At 49.1% G+C, this 16,385-nt stretch carries 11 protein-coding genes; 10 read left to right on the forward strand and 1 reads right to left on the reverse strand.

The window, feature by feature from the left end; genetic code table 11:
* Positions 1–174: 174 nt before the first annotated feature.
* The 4 genes from H3H32_RS33960 (at position 175) to H3H32_RS33975 (ending at position 4,425) form a co-directional block, all read left to right on the forward strand.
* Positions 175–1,611: a DUF1800 domain-containing protein gene (locus tag H3H32_RS33960; RefSeq protein WP_182460135.1), complete on the forward strand. Its 1,437-nt coding sequence runs from the start codon at positions 175–177 to the stop codon at positions 1,609–1,611.
* Between the two features lie 81 nt (positions 1,612–1,692).
* Positions 1,693–2,898 carry a DUF1501 domain-containing protein gene (locus H3H32_RS33965; RefSeq protein ID WP_182460136.1) on the forward strand — a complete coding sequence of 402 codons (1,206 nt, stop codon included), beginning with the start codon at positions 1,693–1,695 and terminating at the stop codon, positions 2,896–2,898.
* 137 nt (positions 2,899–3,035) lie between these two features.
* Entirely contained in the window at positions 3,036–3,521 is a 486-nt protein-coding gene (gene purE, locus H3H32_RS33970; RefSeq protein WP_182460137.1) for a 5-(carboxyamino)imidazole ribonucleotide mutase, read from the forward strand.
* A gap of 94 nt (positions 3,522–3,615) precedes the next feature.
* A complete protein-coding gene (locus H3H32_RS33975) occupies positions 3,616–4,425 on the forward strand; it encodes a LysM peptidoglycan-binding domain-containing protein (RefSeq protein WP_182460138.1) in 810 nt (269 codons plus the stop codon).
* 132 nt (positions 4,426–4,557) lie between these two features.
* On the opposite strand, the gene H3H32_RS33980 is transcribed toward H3H32_RS33975, so the two are convergent.
* A complete protein-coding gene (locus tag H3H32_RS33980; protein WP_182460139.1) occupies positions 4,558–5,421 on the reverse strand; it encodes a DUF481 domain-containing protein in 864 nt (287 codons plus the stop codon).
* 96 nt (positions 5,422–5,517) lie between these two features.
* Between H3H32_RS33980 and H3H32_RS33985 the strand changes: the two genes are divergently transcribed.
* The 6 genes from H3H32_RS33985 to H3H32_RS34010 all read left to right on the forward strand — a co-directional run bounded on the left by H3H32_RS33985 (position 5,518) and on the right by H3H32_RS34010 (position 16,383).
* Positions 5,518–6,486, forward strand: a complete 969-nt coding sequence (locus tag H3H32_RS33985) for a Gfo/Idh/MocA family protein (protein WP_182460140.1) — start codon at positions 5,518–5,520, stop codon at positions 6,484–6,486.
* Positions 6,487–6,654: 168 nt separating this feature from the next.
* Entirely contained in the window at positions 6,655–7,824 is a 1,170-nt protein-coding gene (locus tag H3H32_RS33990) for an AIR synthase-related protein (RefSeq protein WP_182460141.1), read from the forward strand.
* Between the two features lie 53 nt (positions 7,825–7,877).
* Positions 7,878–8,999: a T9SS type A sorting domain-containing protein gene (locus tag H3H32_RS33995; protein ID WP_182460142.1), complete on the forward strand. Its 1,122-nt coding sequence runs from the start codon at positions 7,878–7,880 to the stop codon at positions 8,997–8,999.
* A gap of 383 nt (positions 9,000–9,382) precedes the next feature.
* Positions 9,383–9,874: a hypothetical protein gene (locus H3H32_RS34000; protein WP_182460143.1), complete on the forward strand. Its 492-nt coding sequence runs from the start codon at positions 9,383–9,385 to the stop codon at positions 9,872–9,874.
* A gap of 15 nt (positions 9,875–9,889) precedes the next feature.
* Positions 9,890–12,871, forward strand: coding sequence for an RHS repeat domain-containing protein (locus tag H3H32_RS34005; protein ID WP_182460144.1), 2,982 nt, complete (start codon positions 9,890–9,892; stop codon positions 12,869–12,871).
* Positions 12,868–16,383 carry a DUF6443 domain-containing protein gene (locus tag H3H32_RS34010; protein ID WP_182460145.1) on the forward strand — a complete coding sequence of 1,172 codons (3,516 nt, stop codon included), beginning with the start codon at positions 12,868–12,870 and terminating at the stop codon, positions 16,381–16,383. The genes H3H32_RS34005 and H3H32_RS34010 overlap by 4 nt, the downstream gene beginning before the upstream one ends.
* The last annotated feature ends 2 nt before the right edge of the window (positions 16,384–16,385 follow it).

A 16,385-nucleotide genomic window follows, 5' to 3' on the forward strand; every position in this document is an offset into this window, starting at 1 on the left:
ATACAGTCAACGGGTTATCATTCTCTACCCAAATGAGCTTTTGAAATTGCGTTAACCTTACTGACGCTAGTCAACATCAGATTATTTATTACTTATCGCTAATTTTTAATCTCCTGTTGATTAAACGCTTACGGCTTTAACTTGTCATACGCTTATTGTGAACGTTTAAGCCGTATGACAAACCTAACCAGACAGCAACAAACGCGGTACCTGTTTGCACGAGCTGGCTTCGGAGCCACGCCCGCCGAGCTTGATGAGGCCGCTCGCAAACCCCTGAAAAAAGTGGTGAGGCAGCTGTTTAACGACAGCGATTCGGTGACCGATCTGCGAGTGGTTGATGCCGATACCAACGAGACGAAAAAGCAACTCAAAGGCATGTTTCAGAATGGGCAACTGGATAAAGACATGCTGAAAGAGCGAATCCGGGACAATGCCGAGAAGGTGCGTGATCTGAATCTGCAATGGCTCGACCAGATGTCAACGGGTAAGGCCGCTCTGCGCGAAAAGATGGCTTTGTTCTGGCATGGGCACTTTGCCTGTCGGGCCCAGGGGCGGAATCCGCTGTTTATGCAGCAATACGCCAACACCATTCGCCAACATGCACTCGGTAAGTTTAGTGATTTATTGATGGCGGTGTCGAAAGAACCGGCCATGTTGCAATTCCTGAACAATCAACAGAACCGAAAGAACGCGCCTAACGAAAATTTCGCGCGCGAAGTCATGGAGTTGTTCACGCTTGGGCGGGGCAACTATTCGGAACATGATATCAAAGAAGCCGCCCGCGCCTTTACGGGCTGGCAGTTTACGCCAGATGGCCAATTCGTTTTTCGGCAGCAGGTTCACGATGAAGGGGAGAAAACCATTTTTGGCAAAACGGGTGCTTTTAAAGGAGAAGATGTTATTGCCATGCTGCTGGAGAATAAGCAGACCGCCCGGTTCATCACGGCGAAAATCTACCGCTTCTTCGTGAACGAAACGGTAGATAAAAAACGGGTAGATGAGCTGGCCGATCAGTTTTACAAAAGCAATTATGATAGTACTGACCTGCTGGAGACCATCTTTACATCGGACTGGTTTTATGATGCTAAAAACGTGGGCGCGCATATTAAATCGCCAGTTGAGTTGTTGGCGGGATTTCGCCATACACTGGGTGTACAATTTGAGCAACCACAATCGCAGATTTTTGTCCAGCGCACACTAGGCCAATTGCTCTTCTATCCGCCCAATGTGGCAGGTTGGCCGGGGGGTAAAAACTGGATTGACTCATCGAGTCTGCTTTTCCGGATGCAACTACCGAATTACGTACTGAAAGCTGCCGACGTGACTGTGAAACCGAAAGATGAGGGCGACGTGAATGTGCAGTCGCTGGCGCGAAAAGGCGGAGCCCGATTCCAGACTAAAGTCGACTGGGCTGATTTTGAGGCTGCTTTTGCCAAAACAACCGATGCCGAGCTAACAGATACCATTGCCAGTACCTTACTGCCTTTTCCGCTTCGATCCGACCAACGCGAGTTGATCAACAAACAGACCCATTCTGGCCAGTCTCGTTCCGAACAGATTCATACTATAACCGCAGCGCTCATGAGCCTGCCGGAGTATCAGTTGACTTAATTTTGAATGATAGAGTGATTGAATGATTGAATAAAGTCCGCGTCAATTATTCAATCACTCTATCATTCACTCATTAAAACTATGAACCGTAGAAACTTCCTGAAACAATCGGCTTTCACAACGGCGGGCACCATGCTGATTCCGCACTTTCTAAAAGCCTATGAAGCGCAGATGATGGGTCAGGTATCCGCATCGAACGGAAAAATTTTAGTGGTGGTCCAGCTCTCGGGTGGGAATGACGGGCTGAATACCGTTGTCCCGTACCGCAATGATATTTATTACCGCGAACGACCAACGATTGCCATCAAACCCGAAAAAGTACTGACACTGAACGATGAGATTGGCCTACATCCAGCCATGACAGCACTAAAAGCATTGTATGATGAAGGCCTGGTCACCGTCATTAATAATGTTGGTTATCCTAATCCAGATCGTTCGCACTTTCGTTCGATGGACATCTGGCAAACGGCCAGCGATTCAGACAAGTATGTAACTACTGGCTGGGTAGGTCGGTATCTGGATGCGGCTTGTGCCGGTAAAGAACATCAGCCGTTTCGGACGATTGAAGTAGATGATACGCTGAGTCTGGCCCTGAAAGGAGATACCGTGAATGGGCTGGCTGTTTTAGACCCCAAGAAGCTCTATAATCAGACGCGCAGTGATTTGGTCACTGGATTGAGCAAAGAGCATCCGTCCCACGAACCGGAATCCGTAGCGTATCTCTACAAAACACTGGCCGAAACCGTGTCGTCGGCAAACTATGTGTATGATAAAGCAAAAACGTATGCTACGCTGGCTACTTACCCAACAACTGAACTTGGCAACCGCCTAAAAACGGTTTCGCAACTCATTCAGGCGGGGGTTAGTACAAGCGTTTATTACGTATCGATCAGTGGATTCGATACACATACTAATCAGCCGGGGCAGCAGGAGCGACTTTTGGGGCAATATGCCGAAGCGGTTGGTGCCTTTATGAAGGATTTGAAAGCCTCCGGGCGTCAGAATGATGTGTTGCTCATGACGTTTTCGGAGTTTGGGCGCCGGGTGAAGCAAAACGCCAGCAATGGCACTGATCATGGTACAGCTAATAATGTATTTCTGATAGGAGGGGGATTGCCCGCCAAACGGGTTCTGAACGAAGCGCCGAATCTGACGAAATTAACCGAAGGAGATCTGACGTATTCCGTCGATTTTCGGCAAATCTACGCAACACTCCTGCACGATTACCTGGGTGCCGACGATGTGGCTATTCTGGGTCGTAAATTCGATGGTGTGAAGATTGTGTGATGATTTCATCAAATGCGAATCAGATCGTCCTATTCTGGGTAGATCATTTTACACGTATGATAAAATTTCGGGGCTATAGGTCTAATAATATGCCTGAATCTGTGTTATTTCGCAGAGAGTCAAGTTAATTATTCTGAATGATAGGTATCATCATGGGCAGTCTTTCCGACCGTAAGGTTATGCAGGAAGCTGCCGACATTCTGACCGAATTAGGCGTTAGCTGGGAGATGGACATCGTTTCGGCCCACCGGACGCCTGAAAAAATGGTCGATTACGCAAAAACAGCCCGCGATCGTGGGCTACGAGTTATTATTGCCGGGGCAGGTGGAGCCGCCCATTTGCCTGGTATGGTAGCGTCTTTAACAACATTGCCGGTAATTGGCGTGCCCGTGAAATCGAGCAACTCGATTGATGGCTGGGATTCTGTCCTGTCGATTCTGCAAATGCCGGGTGGCGTCCCTGTGGCAACAATGGCGCTGGATGGTGCCCGGAATGCAGGTATTTTGGCAGCCCAGATTGTTGGTACATTTGATGAAGCTGTTGCCCAAAATCTTAGTCAGTTTAAAGAAGATCTTAAAGAGAAAGTGGCCCACATGAGCCAGCAATTAACGACACCAATTTAAATGAATAATGGATAATGAATAAGTGAAAATGCTATACCAGTCTGACGTTCATTATCCATTATTCATTGTCTATTATCCATTCTTTAGTTAACCCATGGAATCCGACAACCAATCATCCAATCCGCGCCCTGCTGGAAACACCAGTTTGCCTGCTATTACCCTTGTCGTATTGGTGGGGCTAATTGCTGCCCTGCTTTATGTAGGCTACGGATATATTACTGACGATACGAACGGCTCCGACGAGTTAACCAATGTGGCGCTCGATACGGCTTCGCAACAGCCATTGACAAAGAATGAGCCCGAAATGCTGATGTCGCCAGAGGAAGTAGATACATCTTCGCAGCCAGCACCCGTAGATCTTTCGCAGGCTACTCCACCCGCCGATTCCCCCGAAGCCAAGGCGGAAGAGGTTGCCGAAGATAACCGCGAAACGACAGATGGAAAACCTTCTTCTGGCGAAAAGGCCAAAGAAGAGAAAGCGGCTGTGGTGAAACCGAAGGAGGAAAAACCCAAAACTGAGGAGAAGCCTGCGGAAAAACCGAAAGAAGAAAAGCCGAAGACAGAGGTTGTTGAAAAAATTAAAGTCAAGCCTGGTGGTGTTTCGAGTACGTATACAGTTGGATCAGGCGAAACCTTCTATGGTGTTGCCAATCGGTACAACATGAAACTTGCTACACTGAAAGCCCTCAATCCTGGCGTGTCGGAGAGCGACGTGAAAGCGGGTATTACCAAACTGAATGTGAAAGCCATGGCGGTACATACTGTTGGCCCCGGCGACGTGTTGCGCGTTGTGGCTCAAAAATATGGTGTCAGCAAGGAAGCCATCATGCGGGCTAACAAAAAAGATAAGGACATTGCCACACGGGGCGAAAAATTGATTATTCCGTTCCCGGATAAACAGTAAGTATCTAGCGGCTGGCGCGAGTATTCACTCGTGCCTTCTCATGTTGCCAGCATTCGCTGGCATTTAACAACTAGCCATTGCGCCAGCGAATGCTGGCAACATGAGAAGACACGAGTGAATACTCGCGCCAGCTTATTTCTTCTCATACACCAGCCCCATCGTAAACCGGAAGTCATTATTCTGACGGCCGGGAACAATCAAACTCTCGTAGGCATTGGCCACTGTCGACCGAAGACTAATGACCTGTGTTAGTTTTATCTGAAGACTCAAACTGGCGTTCCATCGAATGTTGTACTGTCCTAATGCAGGCTGATAGAACGCTGTATGCGTGATGGTGAAGCGATCTTTGTCGAAGCTGTATTCCCCATAAAGCCGGGCCGAATTTCGCCAGATATTGATGTCATTTAATTCCACAAAATCGGTGTACTCCTGCATAATCACATCTGTAAGCGAAATGTACGCCCGTTTATGATTCAGAAGTTTGTATCCTGCTCCAGCCGCAACTGTCCAGCGATGATTGATTTGTCGCAAATTGCTCCGTTCGTAGGAGCCAAAGGCTAAGTAGTAAAGCCGCTTTTCGTACCGATAAGTAGTTCGTAAATCACCAAACCATTCGCGTTCAGCTAGTATGCCATTTTGTTTACCATACACAAACGACGGATTGCTTGACAATTTGAAATAATTGCTCAATTGGTAATCAACGGCGCTGGTCAATTGCAGAAGCGCCCGACTAACGTTCCCTTCCGTAATCGTACCATCGGCGGTGAAGCGGTAACGAAAGATCGTGGGTATGGGTGGAGCCTTCTTAATTGAGTCGATTTTCTGTTGACTGAGTTTCGTTTTACTCGAATCTATTTTGACAGCCTTGCTAGAGTCTGGTAATGAGGGCCGAAGCGGATCAGGTTGCTCAACAATCTGAGCGTTGGTACATGTAAAAACAAAAAGAAAAAGTAACGTGAGGAGGCATTGCTGAGTGTATTTCACAGAAAGAGGCATTGGTGAAACCGCAACTTAGAAAAAAAAGATACATTTGACAGTCGACCAGGTGGTCAACTTATCCAATAGCCTACTCATCTAAACCTGCCTTTACCCATGACTCGCTGGGGAATTTTAGGACCGGGCCGCATCGCCCACAAATTTGCAAAGGACTTACTTACCGTGCCAGATGCGCAGCTCTATGCGGTGGCCTCCTCTGATCAGCAACGTGCTGACGAGTTTGCGCAGGAATACAACATTCCTCACGCTTTTGGCTCGTATACCGATTTGCTGACGTTGCCTGATCTGGACGTTGTATATGTGGCTACGCCCCACGTTAAACACCACGAACATGTGCTACTCTTGCTCAATGGCGGTGTTGCCGTTCTTGGCGAAAAACCATTTGCTATGAACAGCCAACAAGTTCGGGAGATGGTCGAAACGGCGCGTTCAAAGGGCGTATTTCTGATGGAAGCTTTATGGACTCGGTTTATGCCAGGCATTTGTAAAGCGCTGGAACTGGCTCAATCAGGTGCTATTGGCAAGGTAGTTTCCATAAAAGCTGATTTCGGTTTTAGAGCGCCGTTTCTGCCCGAAAAACGATTGTTTAACAAAGAACTTGGCGGTGGTTCTGTGCTGGACATTGGCATCTATCCCCTGTTTTTGTCTTACCTCTTTTTAGGAAAACCGTCAATGGTTAAAGCATCGGCCAACTTCGGCTCAACGGGTGTCGATGAGCAGTGTGGTATGGTGCTTACTTATCCAGACGGTCAACTGGCTCTGTTAGATAGTACGATCATTGCCGATACCGACTGCATTGGACTGATTCAGGGAGAAACTGGTCAGATTCGAATTCACAGTCGCTTTCACGAAACGAAAGGCATTACGCTCAAACAGACTGATCAGCCCGAACAGGTATTCACATTTGATCGTACAACCTTTGGCTATGATTACGAAGCGCAACACGTGATGCAATGTCTTGCAGAAGGTAAAACCGAAAGCCCACTCTGGTCGCTGGAGGATAGTTTGAATTTAATAGCACTGCTGGATGCGGTTCAGGCCGAAGCGGGAATTGTTTATGAATGATGAATGATGAATGATGAATGATTATACCTATTGGCAAGCTCTCTCGATGGAATTATGACAGGGTGTTGATGCTCTTTCTTACCTTTGTCTTTCGTTAGTTCGCCAGCCCGGTTGTCACCGTGCGGGCGGTCCTGTCATCATTCATCATTCATCATTCATCATTCCTGAATGGACCGCTATGCCCAGCGCGGAGTTTCCGCCAGTAAAGAAGACGTTCACAACGCCATTGCCCAACTTGATAAGGGCCTGTTTCCCAAAGCATTTTGTAAAATCGTACCTGATACATTAGCGGGTGATCCCGATTTTTGCACCATTATGCATGCCGATGGAGCTGGCACCAAATCGGCCCTGGCTTATCTGTACTGGCGCGAAACAGGAGATTTGAGCGTTTGGAAAGGCATTGCGCAGGATGCGGTTGTCATGAACACCGACGATCTGATCTGCGCTGGAGCCACAGGACCGATGTTGCTTTCATCGACCATTGGTCGCAACAAAAACCTGATTCCGGGGGAAGTCATTGCCGAAATCATCAACGGGACCGAAGAGGTTTTGCAGATGCTGCGCGACCACGGCATCGAGATTTACAGCACTGGAGGAGAAACCGCTGACGTAGGCGATCTGGTTCGGACGGTAATTGTTGATAGTACGGTTATTGCCCGGATGCGCCGTGATCAGGTGATTAGTAACGACCGTATTCAACCGGGCGATGTGATTGTTGGCATGGCTTCATACGGTCAGGCTACCTACGAAACGTCGTACAATGGAGGGATGGGCAGCAATGGGCTGACGTCGGCTCGCCATGATGTACTGGCTCATTATCTAGCCGATAAATATTCCGAAAGTTTCGATCCGGCTATCGATAAGTCGCTGATTTATAGTGGCTCAAAGCAACTAACAGATTCCGTTGCTGTTGAGCAAGGGCAGGCCGTAACGGTAGGCCAACTGATTTTATCGCCCACGCGCACCTATGCCCCTGTTGCAAAAGTGTTACTAGACGAGCATCGGGCGCAGATTCATGGTATGGTGCATTGCTCAGGTGGAGCGCAAACGAAAGTGCTGCATTTTGTTGACAATCTGCATATTATTAAAGATAACCTCTTTCCCATTCCACCTCTGTTTCGGTTGATTCAGTCCGAAAGTGGCACCAGCTGGCAGGAGATGTACAAGGTGTTCAACATGGGTCATCGGCTTGAGGTTTATCTGCCTGAAAGCCATGCACAGCGTGTTATCGACATCGCTCAATCATTTGGAATAGCCGCTCAGATAATTGGTCGCGTTGAGGACTATGAAGGTAAACGAGTGACCATACAAAGTGAAGTCGGTGAATTTATTTATTAAGTGACTTAATGGTTTTCTGGATACCTTGCAGTCTGAACTTGTAAGTCACTGCAATGGTATCCTTTATAAAGAAAATCGGTCTTGTCTGTCTGCTTATCTGGGCGTTATCAATACAGCTGACTTCTGCGCAGGTCACGCCATTCTCTGCTGTGTGGAGTTTTGAAGGTAATGATAATGGGACATCGTCGAACGCATCAGCTGGCGTTTCGGCGATCAGTTATGTTGGCGTCAATAAACTATTTGGTACATACCAGTCGGGCTACGCCGGATTGGGGGTGAGTCTTCAACATTGGTCCGTGAGTGGTTGTACCTATGGCGAGTATGCGCAATTTTCGATACAGCCTCAAGGTACAGCCCAAGTTACGCTTACTTCGCTATCTTTTGCATTCTCCAGTTCGAGTGAAGGACCTCAGCAGCTTACCGTTAGGTCGAGTGCCGACGGATTTAGCAGTGATATTTATTCGAGGTCCACTTCTGGAAACTATCAGGTAGCGTCTATTACGCTAAGTGGCTCTAATTTTAGTAACCAAACGTCGGCAATAACCTTCCGGATTTACGGCTGCAATCCAACTTCCAGTAACGGAACGCTTCGACTTGATGAAATCACCATCAACGGCACCGTCACCAGTGCACCGCTTCCCGTCACGCTACTTTCTTTCACTGCCAATCCCGAAGGTGACCGTGTTCAACTGGCCTGGGCAACCACATCGGAACAGAATGCAGATCATTTTCTGGTTGAACGTAGTTACGACTTAGGCGAATACACTGCCGTAGGTGAAGTGGCCGCCAAAAGCACAACCGATACCCGATACTATTACGGCCTGACAGATTTGAATCCGAAACCAGGTATCAACTATTACCGTCTGAAACAGATTGACCGGGATGGTACAACCCAAAGTTTCAAACCTGTAGAAGCCATTATTCGAACTGACGAACCCGTTGCGTCCGTTTATCCTAACCCCACCAACTCTAACCGAATCCACTTGCGATTGTGGAATGCCGACGATGCAACTGTGCAACTACGATCTATGACGGGTCAACAAATTACCGGTCGATTGGAGCGTCAGGCTGGCGAAGCTGATCTGGTGTTTGAGCAACCGTTGGCCGCGGGCTTGTATTGGCTGGACGTGCACGTGAATGGGAGAAGACGGGTGATTAAGGTGCTTGTGCCGTAAACTCTAGTGAAGTGATGTCGGTTTTAAGAAACCGACATCACTGGAAAGAAACCAATGCCACAGGAAGGTTATAAGTCTGATCCCCGTTGAGCGTAGTATAAACTCTACGTTCAAGTGTTATCCGGTCTTTGACCGGTGTGAAATAAGGTAGTTCAGAAACTACGCCAAATAAAGACCCTTCTTTCGTTGTGATGCCAAAAAGCACCCTCCTATTTTAACAGTCCTCTGAAAAATTTAGCTTTCAAAGCCTTGTTTAAAGACTATTTATGTGTCAATATTCGTCTTAATGAATATTTATTTGTGATTAAGATCAGTATTTAATAGGACTTGGCATGGTTCGTGAATAATCTCTATTGTTCACCTGTACCATTCCATTTCCTGTTATGTTTCAGCTATCTTTTCCGAAAAAGGCTCTTTTGCTCATAGTAGGCTACTTAGTATCAACCACTGTATTCGCCCAGTCAACCCCACCCGACAATCTTATTGAAATTCCTCATTATGTGGTGATTGGTCCTAATCCGGGTATTCAAACCCTGAACTACCCGACAGGCTACAATCTTCTGGTGACGGGCGGTATTCTCACCGAGCGACTTCGGGTGGCTACCAAAAATGGCACCCATTGGGCCGATTATGTTTTTTCGCCCAGTTACCGCCTGACCCCGCTGGCGCAGGTGCGTCATTTTATTCAGCAGCATGGGCACTTGCCAGGTATTCCCTCGGCACAGGAAGTAGATCAACAGGGCATCGATGTGGCCCAGATGCAGGCTCAGATGATGAGTAAAATCGAAGAACTGACCCTACACGCTATCCGGCAGGAAACAGAAATCAAACGCTTAAAACGGCAGGTAATCCGACTGAGTCGCCAGCACCGCTAACCCATCCAATCCATCATGCTAATTTTCCTGTTTCGACGCACCTTGCTGGTGTGCCTGGTCGGACTATGCCCTTTGGTATTCGCTCAGAAACTCCCTGGTGATTCGGCAACGACTGCGCCAGTCAATCAACCGTCTCTGGTAGCAACGTTGTCAGATCTGTTGCCACAAATTACCCCAAAATCGCCTACGGTGGCGGCTCTGGGTCGCTATGGCGAATACCCCGTGAGTATGTATACGGGCCTGCCTTCCATCGAAATCCCGATCCACGAATTTAAGGTTGGTACGCTCACGGTGCCCATTAAACTCACTTACCACGCGTCGGGCCTAAAAGTCAACGATCTGGCCTCGTGGGTAGGTATGGGCTGGAGTCTGCAAACCGGAGGGCTCATTACTCGTAATGTTCTGAGCCGACCCGATGAACAGGACACGCCAACTACGGGTGTACTGAATCGGTCTATTGTATCACCAACCTATGACCCATCCTGCCCAACCGATGCCACCGATTTACCGATTAGTAATCTGGCTACTAATCTGGTCGATAGTCAGCGGGATCTGTTTGCATATCGAACCCCGGCAGGAAGCAATACCTTTATTCTGCCTACGTTGTCTTCTCCCGTTTTTCTCTCTCCCGAACCGGTTAGCCTCACGGCATCTTCAGGGCTTAGTTCGTTTACGTTGGTCGATGCCAGCGGCACTCAGTTTCGTTATGCCGATGCCGAAACCACGTTTACCAACCCAACCTCGTCCAATGCCTATGCCAGCTTTACGAGTGCCTGGCATTTGAGCGAAATTGTTAGCCTGAACAGTTCTGAACGGGCTATCTATACCTATACATCAGCTCTCAATCAGCCATCGGCCCCTGAACCGACCGATACCTGGGTTGTATTGGCCAATTTGAGCGAATCATCGCCTAGTGTATCGGGCATACAAACAGGTATTAGCAGCCAAACCCATCGAAATGCATCTGTGCAGGTAGGTACCCGGCTGCCCAATGAGATTCAGTTTCCGGGCGGTAAACTCCGCTTTGTGCTGGAAGCCCAGGCTCGGCCCGATGGCGGCTACGCTCTGGATTATATCGATCTGATGAGTTACGACATAACCAGTGGAGACTATGCACTGATCAAACGCTTCGACTTTCAGTATGTGAACAAAAACCGCACCGATGGCTCGTCGGTGACGTTTTTAGATCAGATCCAGTTGCTCCAGAACGATGGGGCCACAAGTCTGGGCGCCTATACGTTCACTTATAATGCCACGCCCTTGTCGGCTGCGGGTGGGAATGCCAAAGATTTCTGGGGGTATTACAATGGCCAACTTAGTACTACTCTCCTGGCCAAGCAATCGTTTGTCATTCAGGAGAATGCCAATAATCCGTCGGTAACTACCTTCACCATTGGCGATGCCAACCGCGACCCCAACGAGAGTTTGATGAAGGCCTGGGTACTTCAGTCGATCCGCTACCCAACGGGCGGCTCGACCCAGTTCGATTTTGAGACCAATCGGTATAACGACAATGGCGTAAAACTGGCGGGGGGCCTTCGGATTCATCAGATTCGGAGCTATACGGCAGACAATCAACTGGCCACTACCAAAACCTATCGGTATGGCGTGAATGAGTCGGGTTGGGGTACGTTTCGGTCTAAGTTGGTCAATACCTATACTACCAGCCTGAAACTGAATAATTACCAACCTGCGCCGGGTGCCCCCAACTTTAGCTACTACGCCTATACCTTCTCGTCATCGCCCACTTACCCGCTCTCGCCCGATGATGGCAGTCCGGTAACGTATGCCGAAGTAGCCGAATATGCTGAAGATGGGAGTGGTAATACTACGGGTAAAACCCTGTCTCAGTTTCGGGATGCGGCTTCTGATGGGCTGATCCAACTGGCCCCCGGCAAAACGTTTCTGACCAGCCGGAGCTGGGATCGGGGCCAACTAGAGAACCGAACCGTTACCGATGCCAATGGCAACCTACAATCTAAACTGGTTCAGGCATTTAGTACGATTGCCTCGGGTAGTACCACCGATCTGGCTGGCATACTGGTACAACGATCTGTCCAGCAAATTGGGGCGAAGCAGGCTACCAACGGCTGTAATACCATTGATGATGCGTATCTGCCCTTTCAAACCTATTTATTCAATTACGGGCTGACCAAACTTACGGGTAGCAGCGAGTACACCTATGCTGATGATAATTCAGGTCGCTATACGGTAAAAACCACACTGACCGATTACTCACCTGTCTACTATCTTCCCTTCCGAACGCAGGTGGTTGTCGAAGGTCCAGCGAATCAAGGCAATGCCATTGTGGGCACGTTACTCAGTTACCCGCAGGATTTTGGCTCCATACCAGCCAACGCCAGCAGTCCTGAGCTACAGGGTATTCGGGCTTTACAGACGCGAAACGTGTACTTGCCCATCGAAGAAGTCCACTTTCGACAAGAAGCAGGCTCCAGCAATTGGGACTATAAAACGGGCAAGCTAACTACCTATACACCCACTACTCTGAATGGGCTGACAACGGCCCTGCCTTACCGGACTTACCGGATGGAGTCGCTTTATAACTCGTTTCCCGCCAACAACCCCTATCGCTCTTCGGCACAGCGGTACACGGCATCTGGCTCTGCGAGTAGTTTCCCAACTGATCCACGTATGGTTTTGCGGCTAACGATGACCAATTATGATGCCAACGGAAATCTGACCCGCTATGAACTGACCAACGGAGCCGCTACCGCCTTTGGCTATGATACGTATACGCCCGGCGGAGGAGTTCAGTTCTCGGTGGTAAACCAGCAAACGCTCAACGCGGGGCAAGCCAATGCTCAGTCCAGCACCTACAGCTACACGCGCCCTCTGCTGGGGCCACGCACCACCACCGATCCGCGCGGGGTAACAACCACCTACGAGTATGATGCCTTTGGCCGACTGGCAACCATCAAAGACAAAGACGGAAACGTGCTCAAAAACTATTCATACCACTACGCTACCCAGCCATGAGACAATCGCTTTTTAGTCAACTTATTCTGGGCATTTTGCTGCTGCTTTTCGTCTGTTTTTCGGCCTGGGCACAGGTTTCGCCCAGCGCTGGACAGAACTACGTGGTTGAGCAAACACCCCGCACGGCGCAGACGTCCGTTTCGCTCAACAGCAGTTATGTGGATGTACCCGCTACGGTTTCGTATCTGGATGGGTTGGGCCGACCCACGCAAACCGTGCAGGTGCGGGGCGCGGGCGATGCCAGCACCGATATAGTAACGAGTAGTACCTCCTACGATGCCTATGGCCGACCCAACCAGAGTTTTCTGCCTGTACCCGGTGGCGTGGGTGGAACGTTCCTGAGCAGCCCGCAGTCGTCGGGAGCTTCCTTTTATGGCGACACGAATCCGTACAGTGAAACTATTTATGAAGCCAGTCCGCTGAACCGACCCACCCAACAATGGGGACCGGGCCAGAACTGGCGAACGGCCAACCGAAAACAACAGCTAAGCTATGGCGTACCGGGCGACGGAGCTACCAGCAGTGGCATTATTCGGTTTAAGGTCAATTTCTTCTCAAACGTCATTTACGGCAATATTGAAGGCGGTTCGGGTTGGGATTACTTTGGCCCCTTCGACATTGCCAGCCGCACTACCACCGACGAGCAGAACAACCAGACCATCGAGTACACCGATTTGCAGGGGCGCATGATCCGGCGCGATGTGGTATTGCCCAGCCAGACCCTCACGACCGTATATGTTTATGACAGCTATGAGCGACTGGCCGCCGTGATTCCACCCAAGCTCTACGACTGGTTTGTAGCCAACGGCTCGGCCGCGGCCCTGTATTTCTATACAAACGGCGACTCGAATACGCCCAATCTGCAGTTTATCGATAATTGCTACGTGTATCAGTACGATGCCAGAGGCCGGGTAATCCGCAAGCACATTCCCTCGGCGGGTTGGACAGACTTAGTCTATGACCAGTTAGACCGACTGGTAATGAGCCAGGATCAACAGGACAAAGCCGAAGGTAAATGGCGGTTTACGCGCTATGACGGGCTAAATCGAGTGGTAGCCACAGGCCGGATGCCCCTAAGCCGAGCCGCCGATGACCTGCGAGCCGACTTCACCGGCGTTAGTAACGAGACCTTCCCCAGCACCGTAAACCCCTTTGGCACCGACCTACTGACGGAAAGCTTCTACGACAACTACACTGGTTCGCCATTGACTTTCAGTATTATATTTAGCAGTGGTGCTCCGTCTCCTTGGCCAAATGCAACCCAGCCCAATGCGACTGGTTTATTAACCAGGAGTGGTGTGCGGAACCTAGAAACGGGTGCTTGGTACTCGTCGGCCTTCTGGTACGATGATAAAGCCCGAGTCATTCAGCACCAAAGCCAGAATCATCTGGGCTTCATTGAGCACACAGATACCCACTATCAATTTAACGGTGAAGTACTGATATCAAGGTTTACGGACGAAGAAACCATCAGTTCCGACCGTTACTTTGCCTACGACCATCTGAGTCGACCCATCAGTGTTTCTTTCACGCCAGCGGACGAACCCTTTGAGATGGCGCGTTACAGTTACGATGCCATTGGTAGATTGGGCCAGAAACTGATTCAGCCCACAGGTAGTGGGACAGTAACAGGTGGTAACAATTCTATTACTCGGACTGCTAATCCTCCCACAGGAACCACACTGGATCAGGCGCCTGATTTTGTCGAAATCCTGCCAGATAATTTTGATCTGAATTACCAGAGCAACGCTAACGGCCTCTATGAAGCTAAGATTGGGCCAGCTACCGGGAGCACAACGACCCCAGCCTTACAAACGCTGGACTACCGCTACCACATTCGAGGCTGGTTACGCGGGGTAAATGTGGATGCGATGGGTCAACCTGTGCTCAACATCAGCCGGGGTGATGTATTCGCTTTTGGTCTGGACTATGAAACGGCAGGTTTCTACGATGGTAACATTGGTAAACAACGTTGGCTAGGAAGCCGCCAGCCTAGCCAAACTCGGCAATATACCTACGCTTATGACACAGCTAGCCGCCTATCGGGAGCTACGTACACGGGGGCATCTGGAGAGAATTATTCTCTTTTCAATATGAGCTATGATCAGAATGGCAATATCCAAACCCTGAATCGGGCGGGCATTGACCAACTGACCTACAGCTACGGTGAAGGCAACAAACTCTTATCGGTTAGTGATGCGACCAGCAACACGGCTGGTTTCGCCGATGGTAACACGAGTGGAAATGATTATGAGTACTGGCCCGATGGAAGTCTGAAGAAAGACTTGAACCGAGGCATCACCGATATTCAATACAACCTGCTGAAGCTGCCTAAACAAATCAGTTTCAGTACAGGCAAAGTCGTCTCCTACACTTATACGGCCACGGGCCAGAAGCTGCGGATGAGCAGCTCTACAGGCCAGATTCGTGATTATCTGGCTGAATCAGAAAACCTTAATGGGCAATTTGACTGTCTGTATACGCCCGAAGGGCGAGCCTTTTCGGGTGGCTATGAGTATTATCATAAAGATCACCTGGGCAACATCCGAGCCGTTTACTGGGACAGTTTGGGGGTGTTGAAGGTGAATCAATGGCGTGATTACGACCCCTGGGGCCTGGAGCTATCGGAGCTCAGTAGTGGCAATAGCACCAATCGGCTCAAGTTTAATGGCAAGGAGAGTTTGGCGGAGGTGGGCGGTGGAGTGTTGGATTATGGCGCCCGGTTGTATGATGCGACGATTGGTCGTTGGGGTGTGGTTGATCCTTTGGCGGAGGTCAATCGGCGGTTCAGTCCGTTTGTGTACGGGAATAACAATCCGGTGCGCATGATTGATCCTGATGGGCGGGAAGCCAAGGATCAGACGAATCAGGGCTTCGAGTACTCGGATGGCTACTCCAAGCAGAATAGCCGTAATACGACGGGTTCGGTTAGTTTTGAAGGGGCGTATCAGAATGGGGAAGGTAGTGGCGGAGAAGAGCCCATAAAAGGGGGAGGTTTTCCCAAAGGTGAAATCCGCTCAACGGCAGAACAAAATGCTGTCATCCGACCAGCGGATGGACTTCGTCAAACAGAGGTGGACAAAGCGGCTCAATTAGGGGTAGATATAGCCTGGACAGTTGAAGGTGGGGCTACTTTATTGAAGTTGACAAAATGGTTTAAATCATTAGTCAGCTTCAGTAAAGCAGTTGTGGAAGGGTCTGAAGATATTCTAAAATTATTTTCAGGTACTGAAAAAGCATGGCAATCAGGTGCTACACCAAATTCAGTCTATACATACTTAAGCAGTGATGGCAAGGCGGTTTCAAATTATATTTATAATGCAGAAGGTAAAGTGATTTATCAAGTGGATTTTGGAAAACATGGTAAATATCTTTCTGGGCATGGACATGAAATGACCATACCAGGTAATTTAGGGAGTGGGCATCAGGGTCATATTCCTTATAATTTAGTGCCGTCACAATATTTACAAGTTCCAAAGGGGGTATCTTATTCTACTCCAATTGGGCATTAATT

Origin of the sequence: Spirosoma foliorum (assembly GCF_014117325.1) — a bacterium.
Classification (GTDB): Bacteria; Bacteroidota; Bacteroidia; order Cytophagales; family Spirosomataceae; genus Spirosoma; species Spirosoma foliorum.